Genomic DNA, 19,824 nt, shown 5'->3' with positions numbered 1-19,824 from the left:
ATCTCAAAGTGGCCCTTGCAAGCAGACCATCTTCTGACTAAGATAGCTGGACAAATTGTAAGAGAGAGCGTAACTGCTCGATGCCATTTACCATCAATTGTCAGTTCCGCAATTAGTATTGGAAAGGCCAGAGAGACAAGTTATGAATACGCGCAAATCTACCTTTGAGATTACCAGGGCAACAATAGAACATGTAGCACTCATTACACCGCTCTTCGACGCATATCGCCAGTTTTATCAGCAAGCAACAGACTTAGTAGCCGCGCAAAACTTTCTCACTGCGCGACTGCAGGAAAACAGTTCAGTGATCTTCCTCGCCCTGTCCCTCAAAAGTGACGAAAATGGAGTACGGCAGGCGTATGGATTTACGCAACTGTACCCCTCCTTCTCCTCGGTCTCACTGAAACCTCTGTGGATATTAAACGATCTTTTTGTCATACTGGAAGCAAGACGTTCTGGCGTCGGCAAGGCCCTCTTAGACCGTGCAAGAGAATTTGCCGTAGAAACCCAGGCCAGAGGCTTAACCTTAACAACAGCCGTCAATAATAGCAGTGCGCAAACTCTCTACGAGGTTGCAGGATGGCAGAGAGACGAAGAGTTCTATTCATATAATCTGTATCTATAGCGAAGAAGTTGAGTTGGGGGTCAACAAGGCACATAATTCACCCAGGGAGCCGATACTGTAATCCGGTGGTGTCTCCATTAGTTCAGCGGGCCATTCGCGCTGATGGTGTAACCAGGCGGTATGCATCCTCACCCGTCGTGCGCCCCAGATATCTTTCTGTGGATGGTCGCCAATGAAGAGAATATCGTCTGGTTCATAGCCCAGGCAGGCTGCGGCAGCCAGAAAAATGGCGGAATCAGGCTTTTCGCATCCAAAACGTTCGGAGATGAAGATGCAGGAGGTCAATTTATCGAGACCTAGAACGCGTATCCTGTGGAGTTGACGGGATATCGCCCCATTGGTAATAATGCCAAAAGGCAAGCCAGCACCTTTCAGAGCAGTGAGAAGGCGCTGTGTCTCCTCCTCCAGGCGTATGTGGTCGAGAAACTGATGATTGTAGGTCTCAATCAACTGGTCTACGCTCTTTTGGAGTATCGGGTGGTGGGCCTCCTTTATTTTGCGGAAGAGCATTTCGCGAGGACTGTACCCCCATTCGTCCAGGTCAATGATGTGCTCGACAGCCTCCTGGCAACGTTGGTCATCCTCCGCCAGCCCGAGGTCATTGTGTACAAACTCCTGCGCCCACCTGCGGAAAGCTGCATTTCTGCTGTACAGGGTATCGTCGAGGTCGAAGAGAAGCGCACGTATGGTGTTCGGCATTCTGGTCCTTTCTGCTAGAATTGTTGTGTTTTTCAAAAGTATAGCATAAGGCACCTTCAAATAAGAAGATCGAAAAGCTCGCAGAGAGCATTCGGAACGAGTTAGAGATACTCAGTCACAGAGGCAAGCCCATGCTAGAATTTGCCCTTGATATGAAATACGATCGTATTTTATACTAGACACATGAGTCATCGCGAAAATTCCAAAGAGCTCATTTTAGAGCGCGCGGTTCAAATGGCATCCGTGCAAGGCTTGAATGGGTTAACAATTGGGCGGCTGGCGGAGGCGCTCTCCCTCTCGAAGGGAGGGGTCTGTGCTCATTTCCCATCAAAAATCAATCTGCAAGTAGCGGCTGTTGGGAGGGCTGCACAGATCTTCCAACAGGTCGTGACCGTGCCCGCGCTTGAAAAAGCATCTGGCTTGCCGCAACTCCAGGCTCTCAGTGATGCCTGGTTTGAGTATCTTGTGGCAAGAACCTTTGAAGGAGGATGCTTTTTTACCAACGCGCTGCTTGAGGTAGACGATCTGGAGAACAATGAAGTCCGCGAAGCGGTCAGGCGGCAATACAATCGCTTCATCGAGCTGGTTGAGCGGTGCGCTCGTGATGCTGTGGCGCGGGGCCACTTCCGATCGGATCTGGAGATCCATCAATTCGCCTTTGAGTTCCTTGGCATCCAGTTCTCAACGCTGGCATGGCGAGGATTAGGGCGCGACACAGAGATGATAGCTATAGCAAAGAAGGCGATGGTTGATCTGTTTCAACGATCTGCGAGCTAATTTTTTTGCCTTGAAATAAATACGAACGTTCGTATTTAGAAGGAGAACATCTGCTATGAAACACCAGTGGACAGTGGGTATTCTGCTGTTTGAGCACGTCGATCTGACAGATATAGCCGGACCTTATGAAGTTTTTTATAACGCAGGCTATACCATGCATGACCTCCGAAAAACGCTATCAGGACAGGATACTCCTGAGAATCACCCATTTGTTGTCAGAACGGTTTCCCAGAGCGGGCAACAACTCAAAGCCAGTAATGGGCTTCGCCTTGAGCCTGATTATTCGTTTGAACAGTCCCCTGCTTTTGACATCGTGGTCGTCCCTGGCGGGAATCTTGGCATCATTGCTCATGTGCGTGCCCAGGATGAGATTATCCAGTGGATCGCCCGTTCGGCCTCTCAGAGCACCCTTATGACCTCTGTCTGCTCGGGAGCCTTTTTACTCGCCCAGACAGGACTCCTCAATGGGAAGCGAGCCACAACCCATTGGGCCGCGCTCGATCTCTTTGAACAGCAGTTTCCTCAGATCCAGGTCCAACGCACAGGAAAGTTTGTGGATGAAGGAACCATTATCACATCGGCAGGGGTAACGGCGGGTTTCAATATGGCGTTGCATGTGGTTGAGCGTCTCTTAGGAGAAGAAATGGCTCAAGCAGTCGCCAGAGGCATTGATTTCCAAACATCTTTGCCCCACGAATGAGAGAGGATACATGGAGGAAAGGGAGGGACTGTCTCCCCGTCTGATTCATCATTGCTGAACAGGAGAAATCAGGGTATGCGGAAGAATCTGCACGTGGCAGATTTAGATGATCTGCTTGAACAGCCTTTAAATGGGGTCTTAGCCACGTATCGCTCTCAGGGTGAAGTATTGCTCTCTCCCGTCTGGTATGAATGGCTGGATGGAGGATTTAATGTGGTCGTTCAGGCCCATGATGCCAAGCACCGTAATTTGCAGTCTGACCCCGAGCGAGTATCGTCGTTGCCGAGAATGGAGGTCGCAACCGCGGAATTGAAGTGCGGGGTATTGCGTATGTCACAAGTGATGGTATAGAAGAGGTGTATAAGAGAATATTGCAGCGCTATGTGCTGCCGGAGTATGTTGCACCCTTTTTGCAGGAACTGGCGAGAGCACCACATGTGCATATCCGTTTGGAGCCGGGAACACTGCGTGCCTGGGATTTTGCCGACCTCGCCAACTTTGTTCGATGATCTTCATCGTGATTTTTTGCAAAAACCAAAATGCTTAAGGAAAGGGGAAGAAGTGTGGAAGAAGTTAAAGGCTCAATGTTGCTCGCCTCCCACCGTTCTTCCCCATCTGAGTTGTTAATCATCTAAAAAGGGAGCGCAGATGACCATCGCGTTTTTCATCACTACCCTGATTGTTGTTGCATCACCAGGAACCGGAGCAGTTTATACCATCACTGCCGGGCTTTCGCGTGGTGCTCGTGCCAGCATCGTAGCGGCCTTTGCCTGTACGCTCGGCATCGTGCCGCACTTGGCTGCAGCACTACTCGGGCTTGGGGCTATCCTGCATACCAGTGCCCTTGCATTCAATGCGGTCAAATACGTTGGCGTAGCCTACCTGCTCTTTATGGCGTGGCGTTCACTGCAGGAAAAAGGTGCATTGCAGGTTGATCGCAAAGAGGTCAAGCGGTCTCACCTACGCATTATCGTTGAAGGCATTCTCATCAATATCCTCAACCCCAAACTCTCTATCTTTTTTGTGGCGTTCCTGCCCCAGTTTGTCAATGCGCAGGAAACACAGCCGCTTTTGCGCATGATAGAGTTATCGGGGGTATTTATGCTGGTGACGTTTGTGATCTTCTCAGCTTACGGCATTTTTGCCTCTGCCATGCGCGATCATGTGCTTACGCGTCCACGCGTTATGCTCTGGCTGCGACGCAGTTTTGCTGCTGCCTTTGGCGCACTAGCGGTCAAGCTGGTATTCACGGAAAGATAATTCACTCCAGTTTTTGACATTTCTCAGAATACGCGTGAATAGCGTGATCGGAAAGAAAACTTGCCGTACTCTCACATACCTTACCCTGAGTGTGTGCTACACTGGGAAGAAAAAAGGAGCGATGTATGGGTAATATTGATGTTCAAGCGTTCCTGGAAGAACTGTATGCGCAGGGGCAGGCGAACGATGCCCACGTGCAAGAGCGCGGCCAGAAGATGCTCAATCTGGAGCCAGAGACGGCTCAGTTCCTCCATATCTTATTGCGTAGCACGCGGCGCAAGCATATTCTGGAAATTGGCACCTCGAATGGCTATAGTACGACCTGGCTGGCCTGGGCGGCCTCAGAGCATGGCGGTCACGTGGTGAGCATTGATCGCGATCCGCATAAGCATGAACTGGCAGACGCCAACCTGCGCCAGGCTGGCCTGCGCGAGCTTGTCGACCTCAAGTGTGGCGATGCCACAGAGATTATCGCCAACCTATCCGGCCCACTGGATTGTGTTTTCTTCGATGCCGACCGCTATAGCGCGCCCGCGCAGGTCGGGCTGCTGCTCCCCAAACTGGCTCCCGATGTCTTCCTCCTGGCCGATAATGTCATTTCGCATCCCGACGAGATTACTGGCTACTTGAAGACCCTCGATGAACTCCCACAGTTTGAGAAGCTGGTTATTCCCATTGGCAAGGGCCTGAGCGTAGCGTACAGGTCGGCCTGAAGACTACTCCCACGAACGAAAGTGCCTGTAGGGTCCATGCTGGCATGACTCTGAGCGAAGCGATTTCCCCCACGGTTGGGTATCGGCCTGCGGGCCTCGGAGTCCATGCCAGCATGGATCCTACAATGTGCGTGTCCGAAAACCGCCAGCGAGGGTCCAGGGTATGCGCTATCATAACCGTAGTTCTTGTTGCGAAAGGATGGGAAACGACTTATGAAGCGCTTACATGTGGATAGTTTGGAATCGCCGGTTGGTACGATTGTGCTGGTGGAGGATGAGGGGCGGCTCTGTTCGCTGGACTACGCGGACTATGAGCAGCGTATGCTACTGCTGCTGGAGCGGAGGTATGGGCCGGTGAGCCTGGAGCCACAGGCGGATCCTTGTGGCTTTAGCAGCCGGGTGCGCCGTTACCTGGAGGGCGATTATCATAGCCTGGATGAGATACCTGTAAATACGGGCGGGACGCCTTTCCAGCAGGAGGTCTGGCAGGCACTGCGCTCTATCCCGCCAGGGCAGACGCTGAGCTATGGTGCACTGGCGAGCAAGCTAGGGAGGCCAACGGCGTCCCGGGCGGTGGGACGCACCAATGGGTTGAACCCGGTGGCAATCGTCTTGCCATGTCACCGCGTCGTCGGGGCGGACGCCTCTCTCACCGGGTACGCGGGTGGGCTGGAACGGAAACGCTGGCTGTTAAACCACGAATCACAAACCTCATAGGCGATCCATAAACGCGTCAGGCGCCCTGGACATCTTGCTCGGAGGGTTTCTGGACGAGGATGGGAAGCTGATAGAAAGCGGCCCCAGCCAGGGAGCGCTCGCTCATATCAAAGGTCTCAAAGCTGAGTTTATGCGCGCCATCAAAGGCGAACTCGCCCACAAAGTGGAAGCCGGCTTTGCTAATGCCGCGCCTGGAGGCTTCATTACCAGGGGCATAGCCAATCCAGAAGCGTTCCACCTGGGCGGGTTCCTGGCGCATAATGCCCTGTAAGAGATGGGGATAGATGCCGAGTCCACGCCATTCGGGAAGTGTCCTGAAGTCCCACAGGTAGCGCTCATTGGCGTGAATGGGGAAGAAGAGTTGAAATTCGAGAATGTAGCCTTCACGTGTCGCGACCCAGCCATAGGAGGTGGGTGTCTCTTCCATGTAGGCGATGTAGAAGAGATTCTCCTCGCCGAGGCGCTTTTTAACCTCCTGCGTAGAAAGCTCAGTTATCCCAGTGATGAGAGAGGTATCTGTGCTGGTGCGCGCAGAAAAGGATGGTAAAGGGGGGAGTTGTGGAAGGTTATCTCCACGCCACCAGGTTCCCAAAGGCATAGTGAAACACTCCTTGAGATCATAATCTCTACTTTATTTAGAATTGTAAAGATCACTGAACTATTAATTACATATACTATACATGTGTTAGGATACAACAAAAAGTGATCTTGAGCAAAAGAAAGGGAGGGTGTGCATGGCAAACGGCTCTGCCGTTTGCCATGCACACCCTCCCTTTCTTATATTGATGCCTGGCGATACTTACGCATGACGCGGGTGACCTCGTCGAGGGGGAGGCCATAGACGGTGCGGCCCTTATAGCCGACCATGGTGTCGGCGGCGGTGAGAGCGTTAAGGATGGATTCCTCGGTGGCCTCGGCGACGGCCTCGATAATGGGGTCCATGTGGTCATGGGGCAGCATCTGGAGGTCGATGGGAGTCTGTGAGCCGACCGGGAGGTGGTTGCCCGTGGCGAAGGCGATAAAGATATCGCCGCTGCCATTGCTACCCACGCCACCCACACGCGCCAGTCCCACGGTTGCGCGGCGTGCTAGGCGCTGGCACTGTACCGGGATGAGTGGGGCATCGGTGGCAACAACGACGATGATAGACCCTCCCTTGGGCGGCTCGATCCAGGGACTGGCGATCTGTGAGAAGTCGAGCTCGCGGCCCACGGGAACGCCGCCGATGGAGAGCAGGTTGCGACTGCCATAGTTGGCCTGTACCAGGACACCCACAGTATAACTGGCATGAGCATATTTGATGATGCGCGAGGAGGTGCCAATGCCACCCTTGAACTCGTGGCAGATCATGCCCGTGCCCCCGCCGACGTTTCCCTCGGCGACCACGCCTGTACGGGCGGCCTTGAGGGCGCGGAAGGTATGCTCGCGCGTCACATGAAAGGCCTCGATATCATTGAGCCAGCCATCCCAGGTCTCGCCTACCACGGGCAGGCTCCCTGACCAGGACGAGGCGATGGAGGGCGGAACCTCAAAGCTAGAGGCTATCTCAAGCGGATAGGCGCAGAGGGCGTCGCGCACCACGCCGACCGAGTTGGTATTGGTGATCGCGATAGGAGTATGAATCAGCCCGGCCTCGGCGACCCAGGGCAGGCCCGTCATCTCGCCGCAGCCATTGAAGCTGAAGTAGCCCGCGAAGGCGTGATCGCTCCAGATGGCCCCCTCGCGTGGCACAATCGTGGTCACACCCGTACGGGCAGTGCGGCCCTCGTCGGAAATAATGGTCTCATGCCCCACCAGAACGCCCGGTACATCGGTAATGGCGTTATAGGTGCCCGTGGGATAGTTGCCAATCGTAATGCCCAGGTCACGCAGACGCGCTTGTGTCATATATGTATACTCCTGTATTGGGATGGTAAGGGTATATGCTGGCAGAGCTGATGGAGCCTGCCCTGCTAGCACACAAAGGTACCCAAAGAATATCACACAAAGGTACCCAAAAGACATATAGGGTGTGAGAGCGAGCAGGCAGAGCCTGCTCGCTCTCACACCCTATATGTCTTTTAAATTTCCGTGGCGCCCGTGGCCTGAGGCGAAGCGCTGGGCGCCACGTAGGGCCTCGCCCGAGTTGAGTACCTCCTGGCCCCGTCTAGCCTCGTTTTGCAGGGCGGTGGGCATCTCCATGCCCCATTGTTCATAGGCCGAGAGGCGGTCGGAGCGCAGGCAGTGTTGTGGCAAGCGGGCCAGTTCACGCGCGAGTTCGAGCGCGTGCGCAAGAGCCTGCCCGTTGGGGACGAGGCGATTTACCAGGCCTATGGCGAGGGCTTCCTGCGCGGGGACGCTGCGCCCGGTCAGGATCAGGTCGAGTGCGCGACCCTGGCCGATCAGGCGGGGCAGGCGAATGGTGCCGCCATCGATGAGTGGGATACCCCAGCGGCGGTTATAGACGCCAAAGGTCGCGTTCTCGGCGGCCACGCGCAAGTCGCACCAGAGGGCGATCTCCAGCCCACCTGCGACGGCATAGCCCTCAACGGCTGCGATCACTGGCTTACTGAGCTGCATATGCGTCACACCCAGGGGCGCATCGCCACCTTGCAGCAGGTCCGGCATGTCACTCTGCTGTGAGACGCTGGCCAGGTCGAAGCCAGAGCAGAAGGTTCCCTGCGCGCCCGTCAGGACCGCGACGGAGAGCGTATCATCCTCGTCAAAGGCGCGAAAGATCTCGGCCAGGCGGCGCGCTGTAGCGGAATTGATGGCGTTGCGGACCTGGGGACGGTTCAGCGTCACGATCAGGACATCCCCCTGGTGTTCGCTGAGCACAAGCTCTGACGGCGGTGTCGATGACATAATGTACACTCCTTCGAGATAGAAAAATATGGTGGCCCTACTCATTCATGGTCTAAGAGTATCTTAAAGGTAGAGGGTAATGCAAAGATAAGTGGTTTGTTTATGAAGGGGAATTGGTTATGATCGAGCGCATGCTTGTCCCGCTTGATGGGTCGGCTAGATCAGAAGAGGCACTGGCTATTGCCGGGCGCCTGGCACGAGCTACGGGCGCCTCGCTACTCCTGATGCGCGTCATCACGCCGGAGCAGTTCCATATGCATCTGCATACGGACGTCTCGGAGTATGTGCTGGAGGAGGCGCGCAAGATGTATCTTGAGGAGGCCGAGACATATCTGAAGCAGGTCATGGCGTCCTCGCGCCTCCAGGGCGTGAGGGCGAGCAGCAAAGTCGTAGTTGGGCTGCCAGGCGATTGCATTTTACGCCAGACTCAGGAGTATGATGCTCAGTTGATTGTCATGTGTAGTCATGGGGAGAGAGCGGAGGGCGTGCGCTGGCTTATGGGCAGCGTGGCGCAGTATGTTCAGCGGCAGAGTCCAGTCCCCGTGCTGCTTGTGCGAGATGAGCGATTTTTCACGGGCCTGAGGCAGGGAGAGGCACCAGGAATTCTATGTGCCCTCGATGGCTCGCCCTATGCAGAGACCGTGCTTCAGCCCGCCGCTGAACTTGCGCAGGCCCTTGCTCAGCCTGAGCCTGGACGTATACATCTCATGTACGCGGTTAAGGTTTCCTCAGCTACAGAAGAGCCCGGAGAGGCGCAAGAGGAGGCGGCGATCTACCTGAAAGCCTGTCAGGAGCGCTTCCAGACTGGCGATCTCAAGCAATATGGGTTGAAGATCGTCTCCTCCATTGTCACCTACAGGCCCGGCGAGCCGCTCTGGCAGAAGATTCTCGCCGCCTCCTGTTATGACACGCAACGTGAGATTATCGCCATGGCGACGCATGGACGCGAGGGCCTGCCACGCCTACGCCAGGGGAGCATCACCGAGGATGTCCTGCAAGCCTCAAGCCAGCCCCTACTGATTGTGCGTCCCCAGCCCGTCGACATGGAGCATGTCACGCAGGCAAGCAAAGCAAAGTACCAGCAGGAGGCACCATAAAAACTGGAGTCTATGCCCGAGGCTGGGACGACGCTGCTAAAGCACGCGTCTACATATGCGCGTCATATGTAGACGCGTGCTTTAGCAGCGTCGGACTATCTACGTGGCAGCGCTACGCAAGCGGCGAACAGCGCCTTCTAGCCAGCTGTGCTCGGCCTCTAACAAGGTATATGTGTGATCTTGAATGAGCAGGTTTAGCAATTCTCCATCATCATTCTGCTTGTGTATGCTTAGCCACTCCTGAGAGCGCTCAATGAGATTCTGGCGCTCCTGAAGGACCGTCAGGGCCTCGGCGGGCGTGAGATGCGAGAGAAACGCCAGCCCCAGGTCTACCTCGTTAAACTCCTGGGGTGGGTGGACAAATTGTCCATAGAGGTTAAGAAAACGTAGTCGCTCACTCTCAGGCATTGTAGGGGGGCAAAGACAGATGGTTTGCCACATGCAGCTATCCTTTCTCGGAAGAGAGAGACGCCTTCAGGGTCGGGTTGCGCTTAAGGGCTCGATAGCGTGCGCCAATAAGGCCGATGAGCACGAGGGCACCGATGCCAACGAGCATATGCGCGACGCGAATAAGCCAGTGAAGGTCGCCGATAAGCAGCCTGTCCTGAGTCATGCCAAAGATCGGCAGGATCGGTGCATAGATGATACTGATTATGCCTAGCAGGCGTAGACCTCGGGAGAAGAGCATGGCGATGCCCAGGCCCAGCAGCGAGAGTGTCACGATAAATCCAAACAGCATGTGTACATTAAGCAGATCGATATGGAAGAGCCAGAAGGCCAGGCCCAGTAAGAGCGCCCCCAGACCAATGATACTGGCTACCCAGCGTGTAATTTGTACCGCAATCATTTAAGAAGACTCCTTTCATATACCGTCTTTAGTGGTAGCCATAGTGTACTCAGCTTGAATGACAGCGGCGTGAACTTTCGCGCCTTTTTTTGTCATCGTTTTGTCATGTATATATGCGATAATTGAACCTGATGGGCATGTGACTTCTCGCGCCTGCGCGCTCACTAAAATTTTGTCCGGACAAGTTTCCGAGCGCGAAAAGGTATCCAGAGGCTTTAAAGATCGGTAGGGACCCGGTTTACCGCGTCCAAGCGCCATTTATGGCCTGTGGGCGCAGCCCGAAAGATGCTGAAAAAGACCTTTCATGTCACCATGCACTTGCCACATCACAAAAGCACGGCTCGCCGACAGGCCATAAATGGCGCTTGGACGCCATAAATCGGGTCCCTACCAACAATTGGGGCACCTCTTGAAAACGTGTTCGGACCGTTTGACAAAATTTGCCAGCGGAACTATAAATGGGGCGCCTATTGGATGGAAGGTTACGATGCGTATTCTTGTGATAGAAGATAATTACCGCCTCAGCGAATCATTGAAGACGAATCTCGTCAATGAGAGATATAGCGTGGATGCAGCCTATGATGGCCAGGAGGGGCAGGACCTGGCCGAGCTAGCTCCCTATGACCTGATCATCCTGGATATCCTTTTGCCCAAGAAGGATGGCCTGGAGGTATGTCGTGAGCTGCGCCGGCGCCGTGTGCAAACGCCCATTTTGCTCCTGACCGCGCGCGATAGCATCGATGACCGTGTGCGGGGTTTGGATTGTGGCGCCGATGATTACCTGGTCAAGCCCTTCGCCATGAATGAATTGCTGGCGCGTTTGCGAGCTTTGTTGAGACGTCAGCAGCCCTACAAAAGCGCGCGCCTGGAGATAGGAAGTCTTGTTGTTGACCCGGCTACGCATACCGTGGAACGCGAAGGGGAGGCCATTGAACTTACACCCAGGGAGTACGCATTACTGGAATACTTCATGTATCATCCCGGACAGGTAGTAACGCGAGATATGATTGAACAGCATATCTGGAACTATGATTTTGAGTGCAGCTCGAATGTCATTGATGTCTATGTGCGCAGGCTGCGCCGCAAGATCGATGCCCCCTTTACTACGAAGCTCCTGACAACTATTCGCGGCGTGGGCTACTGCCTCTCGTCGCCGGACAGCAAGCAGGAAGCGCAATGAAAAAACGCCAACCTGCCCGCGTGTCCTTTCTCTCCAGCGTGCGTGTGCGCCTGACGCTGTGGTACCTGGCCATTATTGCCTTCATCCTCTTCCTTTTTGGTGGTAGCTTGTATGCGACCCAGACATTTCTGAGTCCTGATGCGGCTGAAAGCAAGCTGGAGACGCAGCTATACCAGGACACGCAGCACCTGCGCGATACCTATAAACAGGCCCTCTTGCAGAAAGCCGCTCCTTCTTCACAGCGATTCTCTCTCTCCCAAAATGAGGTCGTGCTCCTGCTACGACCGGATCACACAGTTCTGGACGCGCGAGGAACACTCCCGGCTGACAGTATACAGCAGCTTCAGGAACGTGCTGATAGCAACCAGGCATTATTTGATATAACCATCTCTCAGTCGCAGCATTCATCAAACTGGCGAGGAGCAAACAGTACTTATCGCTTCCTGGTCACGCCTCTTCTGGAGCAGGATGCGCGGGTCGCGACGCTCATGGTGGGCCAGGCAAAAGCATATCCTGTGCAGTTATTGTCCATCTGGCTCTTCCATGCCGCCATGGGGCTGCTGGTCGCGGCCATAGGAGGATACTGGCTGGCTGGCAAGGCTCTCCAGCCAGTCAAGATGATCACGCGTACCGCCAACGAGATCAATGCGACCGACCTGCGCCGACGCCTGCATCTCCGGCGCAAAGATGAATTTGGTGAGCTGGCCGCGACCTTTGACCAGATGTTAGCGCGCCTGGAGGCTGCGTTCAAACGCCAGAACCAGTTTGCCGCAGACGCCAGCCATGAACTGCGCACGCCGCTCACCATTATCAACCTGGAGATCAATCAAGCATTAACGCAATCACAAACCCCCGAGAACTACCGTGAGACGCTGGAGCGTATCCAGGTCGAGAATGAGCAGATGACGACTATCGTCAACAGCCTGCTCCTCCTGGCGCGGGCGGACACGGGCCAGTTTACTTTGCACAAGGAAGAGGTCGATTTGAGTGATATCGCCCTTGCCAGCGTTGAGCGCCTGTTGCCCCTGGCGCAGCAGCATCAGATAAGCCTGGCCACGGGTGAATTACCCGAACTTCTGATCGAGGGAGATGCCCAGCATTTGAGCCGGATGCTCATGAACCTGGTGGAGAACGCTATCAAGTATACCAGTGGCGTGGGGAAACATGTCTGCGTAGAGCTAACGGTTGAAAAATCCTGGGGTATTATTCGCATCCAGGACGATGGTCCTGGTATAGCGGACAACCACCTCCCCTACCTGTTTGATCGCTTTTACCGAGTGGATAAAGCGCGCACACGCAGGCAGGGAGAGGCCCAACCCGAGGACACCCAACCCGGTGGCACGGGCCTCGGCCTCTCTATTGCCCAGTGGATCGCCCACAGCCATGGAGGGGAGATACGCGTCCAGAGCACGATTGGGGCAGGCTCACTCTTTGAAGTTCGCCTGCCGTTGAAGGAGACGGGGGAGTCGGGCCGCTTCCCGTGTATATGCTAGCCCAGGCGCAGGCCGCCATCGCATTCAATGATGGAGCCAGTTGTGAAGCCGTTGCTGAGCAGGAAGGTGATAGCATGGGCCACATCCTCGGGTTGGCCTACGCGTCCAACAGCCGACGTGGTGGCTGATTGGTCGAAGAGCGCCTGGCGCTGGTTCTCGGGCAGGTTATCCCACCAGGGGTAGCGATGACGCCGGGGGAGACCGCGTTGACGCGCAAGGGTTTAAGCTCGGCGGCGAGTGGCGCGATCATGGCCTCCAGGGCGCCATTGATCGCCGCGAGGCCCGCGACCCCAGGCATGGACGAGCGAGCCGAAATGGCCGTGACAAAGGTGAGCGAGCCATCTCTGCGCAGCGTCTCCAGCCCAAGCTGGGCCGCCTGGACCTGTGGCCAGAACTTGGCCGCGAAACCCTCGCGAAGCTCGTTCAAGTCAAGTGAGGCGAAGGCGCCGCCGCCCTTGCCACCGCTTAGCGTGAGCACCAGGTGATCAAACGTGCCCACACGCTTGAAGAAGGTTCGAAGCTGCTCCGCATCTGTAGCATCGATTGCCTCTCCAGTCACATTACTGCCAGCGACCGCCATGGCTTGTTGTACCTTCTCCGCCTGGCGTCCGCCAATGATAACCTGCGCGCCCGCCTGCGCGAGCATCTGCGCTGTTGCCAGTCCAACACCCGAGGTGCCACCAAGAATAATAATCCGCTGCTGATCGAGGTTCATATGTGATCCCTTCTATATTCGAAATGCTAGTATTATGAGCTTGCTTTCCCATTTACAATTTACTACAATGGAACGAGACGTTGCGTCTTGTTGGTATTATATAGCGAGACGTTGCGTCTCGTCAAGGGGATTGTATCGCAAATTGAAAAGAGGGGACAAACGTATGGAAGAGCCAGGAAAAGAATCGAAAGCGCCTGTGCGTCGGCGGAGTAAGGAGTCACACGAAGCAATTTTGCAGGCGGCGCTCGACTTGCTGGAGCGCGATGGATATAAAGCCTTGACGGTCGAGGCTATCGCTGCCCTGGCGGGCGTGGGAAAGCAGACCATCTATCGCTGGTGGCCTTCAAAGGGGGCAGTGGTTTTCGAGGCCTTCGCCACCCGGGCTGCGTTAGATGTTCCGCTTCCCAATCTTGGCACTGTGCGTGAAGATGTGCTAGCTTTTATCGAGAATACCTTTCGCAGCCTGAACGAGGGGATGGAGAAGACGGTTCGCAGCCTGATGGCCGAGGCACAATTCGACGCTGAGTTTGGGAAGGAGTTTCGTCAGACCTTCATAGAGGCTCGCCGCAAGGCCCTCAAGACTCTCCTGGAGCGAGGCATACAGCAAGGGGATCTGCCGCCCGATGCCGACCTGGATTTCCTCCTGGATATGATCTACGGCCCAATGTGGTATCGCTTGCTCAACCAACATGCGCCCCTCGATGCTCATTTCGCGCGCCAGCTCATCAATTTCGTTTTGAAGTAATGGTGTAAGGGTATGTGTGGCCGGGCTAGCTTTGCTAGCCCGGCCACACATACCCTTACACCATGATGTTATGCGCGGTGCTGGGCGGTGAGTTCGTATTTGTTGGCGAACATGCGGTTGCCGCAGTAGATGTTGCGGCGGGTGAACTCGCTGGGGGTGCGCAGGCGCAGGCGTTCTCGTATGTTCTCCTTGTGCGCGCCAGGGGCATAGTACCAGGGTTCATCAAGGGTATAGGCGGGATTGAGCGCCCAGGCGGGGCAAGCGAGCGCGTACTGTTGGCAGAGGTACTCGACCGAGGCGGCGCAGAAGACCGCCCAGTGCCACTGCTCAGGGTTTGCATCCGCAGGGAGCTGAATGGGATCTTGCACGAGTTCTAAGCGCTGCTCAGTGAAATTGCCAAAGAAGTCATTCATGAAGTTCCCCAGCGCGATCCAGGGATCTTCACCCGCGCAGATCTCTTGATAGGATACGCTCATCGTCTGCAATTCGTGCAGCAGCTTCACTCGCTCACCTCATATGGGATGTTACAATATTTCGCCCTTGCGAATATTGTAACATACGCCATTTGTATGTGGTTGGTTTGACTTTTCGCGCCTGCGGCGCTTAGGGATAGGGGGGTGTGGGCATGGATGGCGGGCGGAGCCCGCCATCCATGCCCACACCCCCCTATCCCTATCAAAATAGCGCCTCTAGCGTCTCTTCGAGGAGGTATTCTTCCTGCCAGCGGGGATCGGGGATGAAGCGGTCGACGATGGCCTGGGCCTGTTCGCGGGTCGTGACCTTGAGTTCTGTGAGCAAGGCCTGGACATCATTCATATCTTTCTGGCGGAAGACCATCAGTTTGAGTGCCAGGATGTATTCCCTGGGTGGTAGATAGACATGCAGCATATTGTATTTGCGCCAGAGCGTGGGCTGGGGATCGGGCGCCATATCCTTGATAAAATAGGCCACGTCGTCGTTCATCCATTTGCGCTTGAGATGGTGCTTGCTCGCCACGGCGCGGACAGCCGTCTGAAAGGCCTTTGCCTGAGGCGTGACATTGGTTGTATCGGGTATATCGAGCAGCACGACATCCACATCGTCGGTGGCCTTCCGGTTCTTAATCGTCAGCAGCATAAACGCGCCCCCCACGAGGAAGATGCGCAATGGCTCCTTGAAGCGGCGCCGCTCCAACTCATCGCCCAGGTCCTGCAAATACAGCTCGATCTCCTGACTCTCCATGTCCGATCCTTTCCGCTGGCTTGGTTTGGTTCATTGTAAGATAGGGATGCATGAGGCGTGAGCACGGCGTCAGCCGTGCTCACGCCTCATGCATCCCTATCTTACAATAGATTATAGCGGACTGAGAAGCAGGCGCCCAACGGCCAGGAAGATGGTGAGAGCGAAAAGGACGACATTGACGGGGATATTGGAGAATTCCTTACGCGTAAAGTGGAAGATACCAGCATAGATCATCACAAGCGCCAGGCCGAAGGCCGCGACAATCGTCAGGTCAGATATGGAATGGATAAAGGCGGGCAGGATCAGCCCCAGGCCCCCGAGAAGTTCGCATGTACCGATGTAGCGCACCGTAATCGAGGTCACGTCACCTACCCAGGGCAGGCTCTTTTGCAGACCCGCGATTGGCATAAAAAGTTTCATGATGCCAATCATAATAAATAGCAGCGCGAGAATAACCTGTATAATCCAGAGCGCGATGTTCATCTTCTTTTCCTTAATAATACTAACTAAGCGAGTGTTGTATAAACAACAGGTGTCGTTTATAATAGTACCATGCCTGATCAAGGGACAAATAAAAGAATTTGTTGTCTAAGCAACAAACATGGAAATGTGTTGTGATGTTGTAGCTCAGTGCATGGAAAAATGGGTTCTGGCTTGAAAGGATTGGCGCATGAGGAATCTAACCAAAGGTCTTGATCCGCGTGTAAAGCGTACGCGTACTCTCTTACAGCAGGCATTTCTGGATCTCATGCGCGAAAAGAGTTTCTCCACGATCACGGTGCAGGATATTACCGAGCGCGCCACGGTGAACCGGGCGACCTTCTATGCCCATTTCGAGGATAAATATGCCTTGCTCAATGCCCTGGTACATAGCCGCTTTCAGCAGATGTTAGGTGAGAGGCTGCCGGGAGGCTTCAAATGGGAGCGTCATTCGCTCCAGGTCCTTATCCACATTATCTTTGAATTCCTGGGAGAGGTACAACGGCGTTGGGAGGAGGGGAACCGCCCCTTTGAACCCCTGGTCGCGCGCGCGGTCCAGCAAGAATTATATGAACTGCTGCTGCGAGGTATCAAGCAGCGCAAGGCCAGTGGCGAGCCGCATAATGATCCCGAGACGGCGGCCACCGTGGCGAGTTGGTCCATCTTCGGCGCGGCCGTCGAGTGGAGTCGTGGCGAGCGTCATCTACCAATTGAGCAGGTATGCGAGCATGTCCTGACCGTTATCACCCGAGGCATTGCCTTGTAGAATGTCTATTGCAAGGCCCGCCGCCCATGCAGGAGGGACCTGGTAGAGCTTCTAAATGCCCTCGTTATGGTATAATAGTAGAGTTACATCGAACAAAATCAACGCTCTGAGACCGTCAAGGAACGGCCCAAAACGAAAAAGACATCCAAACACGTCACCCATGGGTGGATAAATGCTTGACATGACTCCCCTTCACCCTGGTAAAATAGAAGAGCAAATGTATTGCTTCTAGTGTCGTCATAGACAAGGACGCATTTAAAATGATTGATCGTACCGTTTCTTATTCCCATCCCTTGTGCTCCCCTCCTCCCTTCTCCACCCATTAGGGCAGGGAGAACGGTTTTATCCGCCTCTTTAACACATTCTCTGAAGAGTTTGTGTCTTTTTCTTGCGATCTCACCCTGCCCTCTGTGCATTCTTGTTTTTTGATTCTCCGTGTGCATCAAGAGGAAGGGATACTTCATGTTCTCGCAACCTTCATCTCGTCGTGATTTCTTGCTCGTCGTCTGCGCCTCGATTTCCTGGGGTACGGTTGGCATCGCGAACCAGGCTATGTATACCTATGGCGCGACCAATGCTCTCTCATTGACTTTTTTGCGCCTGGCAATTGCCGCTCCTCTGTTTTTGCTCGTAGGCTGGATACGCCTTGGTCGCCGCCTCTTTCACATCAAGTCTCGTGACCTGTGTGTAATGATGCTTATGGGAAGCTTGATCGCCCTCTCCCAGGCCTGTTATATTGCGGCCATTGCTTCTGCGGGCGTCGGCGTCTCAACACTGATTGCCATTTGTGCGGCTCCCGTGATTATCGCTGTCTGCTCTACCCTTATAACACGAGAGCGCCTGACCCTGATGACCCTCATCGCCCTGGTAGCTGCTTTAAGCGGAACTATTCTTCTCATCGGGACACGTTCTCTCGCAGGCAAAGAAGCGGTCTCACTCGCGGGAATAGGGCTGGCGTTTCTCTCGGCTTGTGGCTATGCTGGCTTCATTCTGTGTGGACGCTTGCTGACCAACAAGTATCACCCGGTCCAGATAAGTGCTGTGGCGTTTGGGACTGGTGCGCTCATGTTGTTCGTCTGTGCTTCGGCAACGGATTTAGTGCTCGTGTATCCAGCGTGGGGATGGTTGATATTGCTCTACCTGGGGAGTATTCCAACCGCACTTGGCTATGGACTCTTTCAAATGGGCATCCGGTCCCTGTCGGCAACGGTGGCAAGTATTGTGACAATGTGCGAACCGCTAACTGCTGCGCTCCTCGCATGGCTCCTTTTCCGGGAGGAGCTAGGGTCTCTCGGCCTCCTTGGTGCAGGTTGCTTATTGGGAGCAATGGCGCTGATTTTGCTCGTTCCAACAAAATCTTTCACAAAGGAAGGATAAAGACTTGCAGGCTCCCTCGGACTTTGCGCGAAAAATGAGCGGGTGCTGTATCAGTTATGCAAAGTCCGAGAATGCCATTTTCGGACTACAAAAGAGAAATAGGAGTAGCCTGATACATAGGCTACTCTCATTGTGTTATAAGGTAGGTGCGCAGGCGTTCGCAGAGGGCGGCAATCTCAGCTTCGCCGCCGTGTGGGGCCTGGGGTCAGTCTTCGACGCTTCTTATGTGCGTCCGGCATGGATGACGTGTTTGTTGACAGACGTCAGGATCGCCAGGAGCAATGCGCAGGCTGATAGAAACAGAATTGCTGGAATTACTTGAAACCATTGGATCAACAGACCAGTCAAGGCAAAGCCGAACGGCTGGAAGCCAAAGGCCAGCAGGCGAAAAACACTGTTGACGCGTCCCTGGAGTTCGTCGGGAATCAGCGAGATTCGATAGCTAAACTGGACCACGTTATAGATGGGGCCTGCCACAAAGAGGCACGCGGAGATTACTCCTAGCAGGAGCGGGTTAGGAGCTATGGCGTAGAGCGGAAAGCACAAAGCCTCAAACCAGATGAGGCAAATAATGACCGGACCAAAGCGGTAGCGCTTCTGAATTGGCGCGCCCAACAAAGAGCCGATAATCGCCCCGACTCCACCAATAGTCAAGATCGTTCCATAGGCCAGCGAAGAGCCGTGCTGCTGTTTGACTAGAACCAGGAGAACTGGGAGTAAACCCGCGCCGATAAAGTTGCAGCCGCCTGTGAGAAAGGCTATAAAGCGAATGAGTGGCTGATGCCAGAGCCAGGCGAGGCCCTCACGAATTTCGGCCAGCAGTTTGCGCTGCTGACCCTCCTGACGTTTCCCCTGAAAAGGCACTCTGATAAAGCTCAGTGTGATTACAGAGATCACGTAGGAGATCGCGTCAGCCAGAAATGGCACAGATTGGCTCAGTGTGTAGAGGGCGCCGCCGAGTGCCGGACCGACGAGTACTGTGGTACCCGTCGTCGCCTCATTCTGTGACGTGGCCAACGGAATTTGTTCTTTGCTGACAACCTGAGGTAGACAGGAGACTTCAGCCAGGTTAAAGAAGACGTAGAATGTCCCTTCAATCAGCGTATTGGCGCAGATCTGGGCGACGGTCAGGCGTCCCAGCCACATCACGACAAGCACACTTGCCAGATTGATGGCCCGACCAGTATCACAGACGATCATCAGGCGTTTGCGATCCCAACGATCAATCAACGCGCCTACGATCAGGCTGAGAAAGATATAGGGCAATGTGCCGAGGCCGCCCACCAGGCCAACTAACGCCGCTGAATGCGATAGGTCCCAGACCAGGAGCGGGTAGGCGGTCTGGGTAACCGTCGTGCCAAGGGACGAGAACGCCTGGCCACTCCACAGCAGCATAAAATCACGGTTGCGCCAGAGGGCCATGCGGCCTCCCCTATTCGTCCCTTCCCTGGTGACAGTTGACTTCATGAATCCTCTCCAGCAAACGGTGGCACCCCGACGGCGGGCCATCTGCTACCCAATACTTCCTGCATATTGAATTAGAACAGGAGTTTGATGGCAAGTATATA

26 protein-coding genes are annotated in these 19,824 nt (G+C 54.7%); 14 read left to right on the top strand and 12 right to left on the bottom strand.

Annotated elements, in window-relative coordinates; all coding sequences use genetic code 11:
• The first annotated feature begins 142 nt into the window (after positions 1 to 142).
• The gene (locus JMJ04_RS26205; RefSeq protein WP_201373368.1) at positions 143 to 625 is read left to right on the top strand and encodes a GNAT family N-acetyltransferase; all 483 of its coding nucleotides are present in this window, start codon (positions 143 to 145) and stop codon (positions 623 to 625) included.
• Here JMJ04_RS26205 and JMJ04_RS26200 read toward each other — a convergent pair.
• On the bottom strand, positions 620 to 1,324 hold the full coding sequence (locus JMJ04_RS26200; protein ID WP_201373367.1) for an HAD family hydrolase: 705 nt from the start codon (positions 1,322 to 1,324) through the stop codon (positions 620 to 622). The two genes, JMJ04_RS26205 and JMJ04_RS26200, sit on opposite strands and share 6 nt — an antisense overlap.
• Positions 1,325 to 1,507: 183 nt before the next feature.
• On the opposite strand from JMJ04_RS26200, the gene JMJ04_RS26195 reads away from it, so the two are divergent.
• The 7 genes from JMJ04_RS26195 to JMJ04_RS26165 all read left to right on the top strand — a co-directional run bounded on the left by JMJ04_RS26195 (position 1,508) and on the right by JMJ04_RS26165 (position 5,491).
• Positions 1,508 to 2,101: a TetR/AcrR family transcriptional regulator gene (locus tag JMJ04_RS26195; protein WP_268887375.1), complete on the top strand. Its 594-nt coding sequence runs from the start codon at positions 1,508 to 1,510 to the stop codon at positions 2,099 to 2,101.
• Between the two features lie 55 nt (positions 2,102 to 2,156).
• Complete coding sequence (locus tag JMJ04_RS26190) at positions 2,157 to 2,801, top strand: DJ-1/PfpI family protein (RefSeq protein ID WP_201373365.1); 645 nt, start codon at positions 2,157 to 2,159, stop codon at positions 2,799 to 2,801.
• 75 nt (positions 2,802 to 2,876) lie between these two features.
• The gene (locus JMJ04_RS26185; RefSeq protein WP_201373364.1) at positions 2,877 to 3,152 is read left to right on the top strand and encodes a pyridoxamine 5'-phosphate oxidase family protein; all 276 of its coding nucleotides are present in this window, start codon (positions 2,877 to 2,879) and stop codon (positions 3,150 to 3,152) included.
• A gap of 5 nt (positions 3,153 to 3,157) precedes the next feature.
• Positions 3,158 to 3,310 (top strand): hypothetical protein, encoded by a 153-nt coding sequence (locus tag JMJ04_RS26180; protein ID WP_201373363.1) that lies wholly within the window; start codon positions 3,158 to 3,160, stop codon positions 3,308 to 3,310.
• Between the two features lie 139 nt (positions 3,311 to 3,449).
• Complete coding sequence (locus JMJ04_RS26175) at positions 3,450 to 4,061, top strand: LysE family translocator (protein WP_201373362.1); 612 nt, start codon at positions 3,450 to 3,452, stop codon at positions 4,059 to 4,061.
• A gap of 125 nt (positions 4,062 to 4,186) precedes the next feature.
• Positions 4,187 to 4,774, top strand: coding sequence for an O-methyltransferase (locus tag JMJ04_RS26170; RefSeq protein ID WP_201373361.1), 588 nt, complete (start codon positions 4,187 to 4,189; stop codon positions 4,772 to 4,774).
• A 213-nt stretch (positions 4,775 to 4,987) separates the two neighbouring features.
• Positions 4,988 to 5,491: a methylated-DNA--[protein]-cysteine S-methyltransferase gene (locus tag JMJ04_RS26165; RefSeq protein ID WP_201373360.1), complete on the top strand. Its 504-nt coding sequence runs from the start codon at positions 4,988 to 4,990 to the stop codon at positions 5,489 to 5,491.
• A 16-nt stretch (positions 5,492 to 5,507) separates the two neighbouring features.
• Here JMJ04_RS26165 and JMJ04_RS26160 read toward each other — a convergent pair whose 3' ends face one another.
• The 3 genes from JMJ04_RS26160 to JMJ04_RS26150 all read right to left on the bottom strand — a co-directional run bounded on the left by JMJ04_RS26160 (position 5,508) and on the right by JMJ04_RS26150 (position 8,335).
• A complete protein-coding gene (locus JMJ04_RS26160) occupies positions 5,508 to 6,089 on the bottom strand; it encodes a GNAT family N-acetyltransferase (RefSeq protein WP_201373359.1) in 582 nt (193 codons plus the stop codon).
• Between the two features lie 179 nt (positions 6,090 to 6,268).
• A complete protein-coding gene (locus JMJ04_RS26155; RefSeq protein ID WP_201373358.1) occupies positions 6,269 to 7,378 on the bottom strand; it encodes a DmpA family aminopeptidase in 1,110 nt (369 codons plus the stop codon).
• A gap of 162 nt (positions 7,379 to 7,540) precedes the next feature.
• Entirely contained in the window at positions 7,541 to 8,335 is a 795-nt protein-coding gene (locus JMJ04_RS26150) for a crotonase/enoyl-CoA hydratase family protein (RefSeq protein WP_201373357.1), read from the bottom strand.
• A 119-nt stretch (positions 8,336 to 8,454) separates the two neighbouring features.
• Here JMJ04_RS26150 and JMJ04_RS26145 point away from each other — a divergent pair, with 119 nt between their 5' ends.
• On the top strand, positions 8,455 to 9,432 hold the full coding sequence (locus JMJ04_RS26145) for a universal stress protein (protein WP_201373356.1): 978 nt from the start codon (positions 8,455 to 8,457) through the stop codon (positions 9,430 to 9,432).
• A 99-nt stretch (positions 9,433 to 9,531) separates the two neighbouring features.
• Here JMJ04_RS26145 and JMJ04_RS26140 read toward each other — a convergent pair whose 3' ends face one another.
• Together JMJ04_RS26140 and JMJ04_RS26135 are read right to left on the bottom strand one after the other, a co-directional pair.
• A complete protein-coding gene (locus tag JMJ04_RS26140; protein ID WP_201373355.1) occupies positions 9,532 to 9,873 on the bottom strand; it encodes a hypothetical protein in 342 nt (113 codons plus the stop codon).
• Between the two features lie 4 nt (positions 9,874 to 9,877).
• Positions 9,878 to 10,279, bottom strand: a complete 402-nt coding sequence (locus tag JMJ04_RS26135; protein WP_201373354.1) for a hypothetical protein — start codon at positions 10,277 to 10,279, stop codon at positions 9,878 to 9,880.
• 487 nt (positions 10,280 to 10,766) lie between these two features.
• On the opposite strand from JMJ04_RS26135, the gene JMJ04_RS26130 reads away from it, so the two are divergent.
• Positions 10,767 to 11,459 (top strand): response regulator transcription factor, encoded by a 693-nt coding sequence (locus JMJ04_RS26130; protein WP_201373353.1) that lies wholly within the window; start codon positions 10,767 to 10,769, stop codon positions 11,457 to 11,459.
• Positions 11,456 to 12,952, top strand: coding sequence for a sensor histidine kinase (locus JMJ04_RS26125; RefSeq protein WP_201373352.1), 1,497 nt, complete (start codon positions 11,456 to 11,458; stop codon positions 12,950 to 12,952). The genes JMJ04_RS26130 and JMJ04_RS26125 overlap by 4 nt, the downstream gene beginning before the upstream one ends.
• Here the strand turns inward: JMJ04_RS26125 and JMJ04_RS48875 are convergent.
• Both JMJ04_RS48875 and JMJ04_RS26115 read right to left on the bottom strand, forming a co-directional pair.
• Positions 12,949 to 13,116, bottom strand: a complete 168-nt coding sequence (locus JMJ04_RS48875) for an SDR family oxidoreductase (RefSeq protein WP_201374491.1) — start codon at positions 13,114 to 13,116, stop codon at positions 12,949 to 12,951. The two genes, JMJ04_RS26125 and JMJ04_RS48875, sit on opposite strands and share 4 nt — an antisense overlap.
• Positions 13,050 to 13,667, bottom strand: coding sequence for an SDR family oxidoreductase (locus JMJ04_RS26115; RefSeq protein WP_201373351.1), 618 nt, complete (start codon positions 13,665 to 13,667; stop codon positions 13,050 to 13,052). The genes JMJ04_RS48875 and JMJ04_RS26115 overlap by 67 nt, the downstream gene beginning before the upstream one ends.
• Positions 13,668 to 13,830: 163 nt before the next feature.
• Here JMJ04_RS26115 and JMJ04_RS26110 point away from each other — a divergent pair, with 163 nt between their 5' ends.
• A complete protein-coding gene (locus JMJ04_RS26110) occupies positions 13,831 to 14,412 on the top strand; it encodes a TetR/AcrR family transcriptional regulator (protein ID WP_201373350.1) in 582 nt (193 codons plus the stop codon).
• A 68-nt stretch (positions 14,413 to 14,480) separates the two neighbouring features.
• On the opposite strand, the gene JMJ04_RS26105 is transcribed toward JMJ04_RS26110, so the two are convergent.
• From JMJ04_RS26105 to JMJ04_RS26095, 3 genes are all read right to left on the bottom strand, one after another.
• Positions 14,481 to 14,915, bottom strand: a complete 435-nt coding sequence (locus tag JMJ04_RS26105; RefSeq protein ID WP_201373349.1) for a hypothetical protein — start codon at positions 14,913 to 14,915, stop codon at positions 14,481 to 14,483.
• Positions 14,916 to 15,087: 172 nt separating this feature from the next.
• Positions 15,088 to 15,633: a DUF6036 family nucleotidyltransferase gene (locus JMJ04_RS26100; RefSeq protein ID WP_201373348.1), complete on the bottom strand. Its 546-nt coding sequence runs from the start codon at positions 15,631 to 15,633 to the stop codon at positions 15,088 to 15,090.
• Between the two features lie 111 nt (positions 15,634 to 15,744).
• Positions 15,745 to 16,116: a DoxX family protein gene (locus JMJ04_RS26095; RefSeq protein ID WP_201373347.1), complete on the bottom strand. Its 372-nt coding sequence runs from the start codon at positions 16,114 to 16,116 to the stop codon at positions 15,745 to 15,747.
• Between the two features lie 187 nt (positions 16,117 to 16,303).
• On the opposite strand from JMJ04_RS26095, the gene JMJ04_RS26090 reads away from it, so the two are divergent.
• Together JMJ04_RS26090 and JMJ04_RS26085 are read left to right on the top strand one after the other, a co-directional pair.
• Positions 16,304 to 16,879: a TetR/AcrR family transcriptional regulator gene (locus JMJ04_RS26090; RefSeq protein WP_201373346.1), complete on the top strand. Its 576-nt coding sequence runs from the start codon at positions 16,304 to 16,306 to the stop codon at positions 16,877 to 16,879.
• Between the two features lie 462 nt (positions 16,880 to 17,341).
• Positions 17,342 to 18,256 carry a DMT family transporter gene (locus JMJ04_RS26085; RefSeq protein ID WP_201373345.1) on the top strand — a complete coding sequence of 305 codons (915 nt, stop codon included), beginning with the start codon at positions 17,342 to 17,344 and terminating at the stop codon, positions 18,254 to 18,256.
• Positions 18,257 to 18,478: 222 nt separating this feature from the next.
• Here the strand turns inward: JMJ04_RS26085 and JMJ04_RS26080 are convergent, their stop codons facing one another.
• Entirely contained in the window at positions 18,479 to 19,723 is a 1,245-nt protein-coding gene (locus tag JMJ04_RS26080) for an MFS transporter (RefSeq protein WP_201373344.1), read from the bottom strand.
• Positions 19,724 to 19,824: the final 101 nt, after the last annotated feature.

It is taken from the genome of Ktedonobacter robiniae (assembly GCF_016587375.1).
In the GTDB taxonomy this organism is placed as follows: Bacteria; Chloroflexota; Ktedonobacteria; order Ktedonobacterales; family Ktedonobacteraceae; genus Ktedonobacter; species Ktedonobacter robiniae.
Note: the sequence above shows the minus strand (reverse complement) of the source record. Positions and strands in the feature narration are given on the sequence as shown.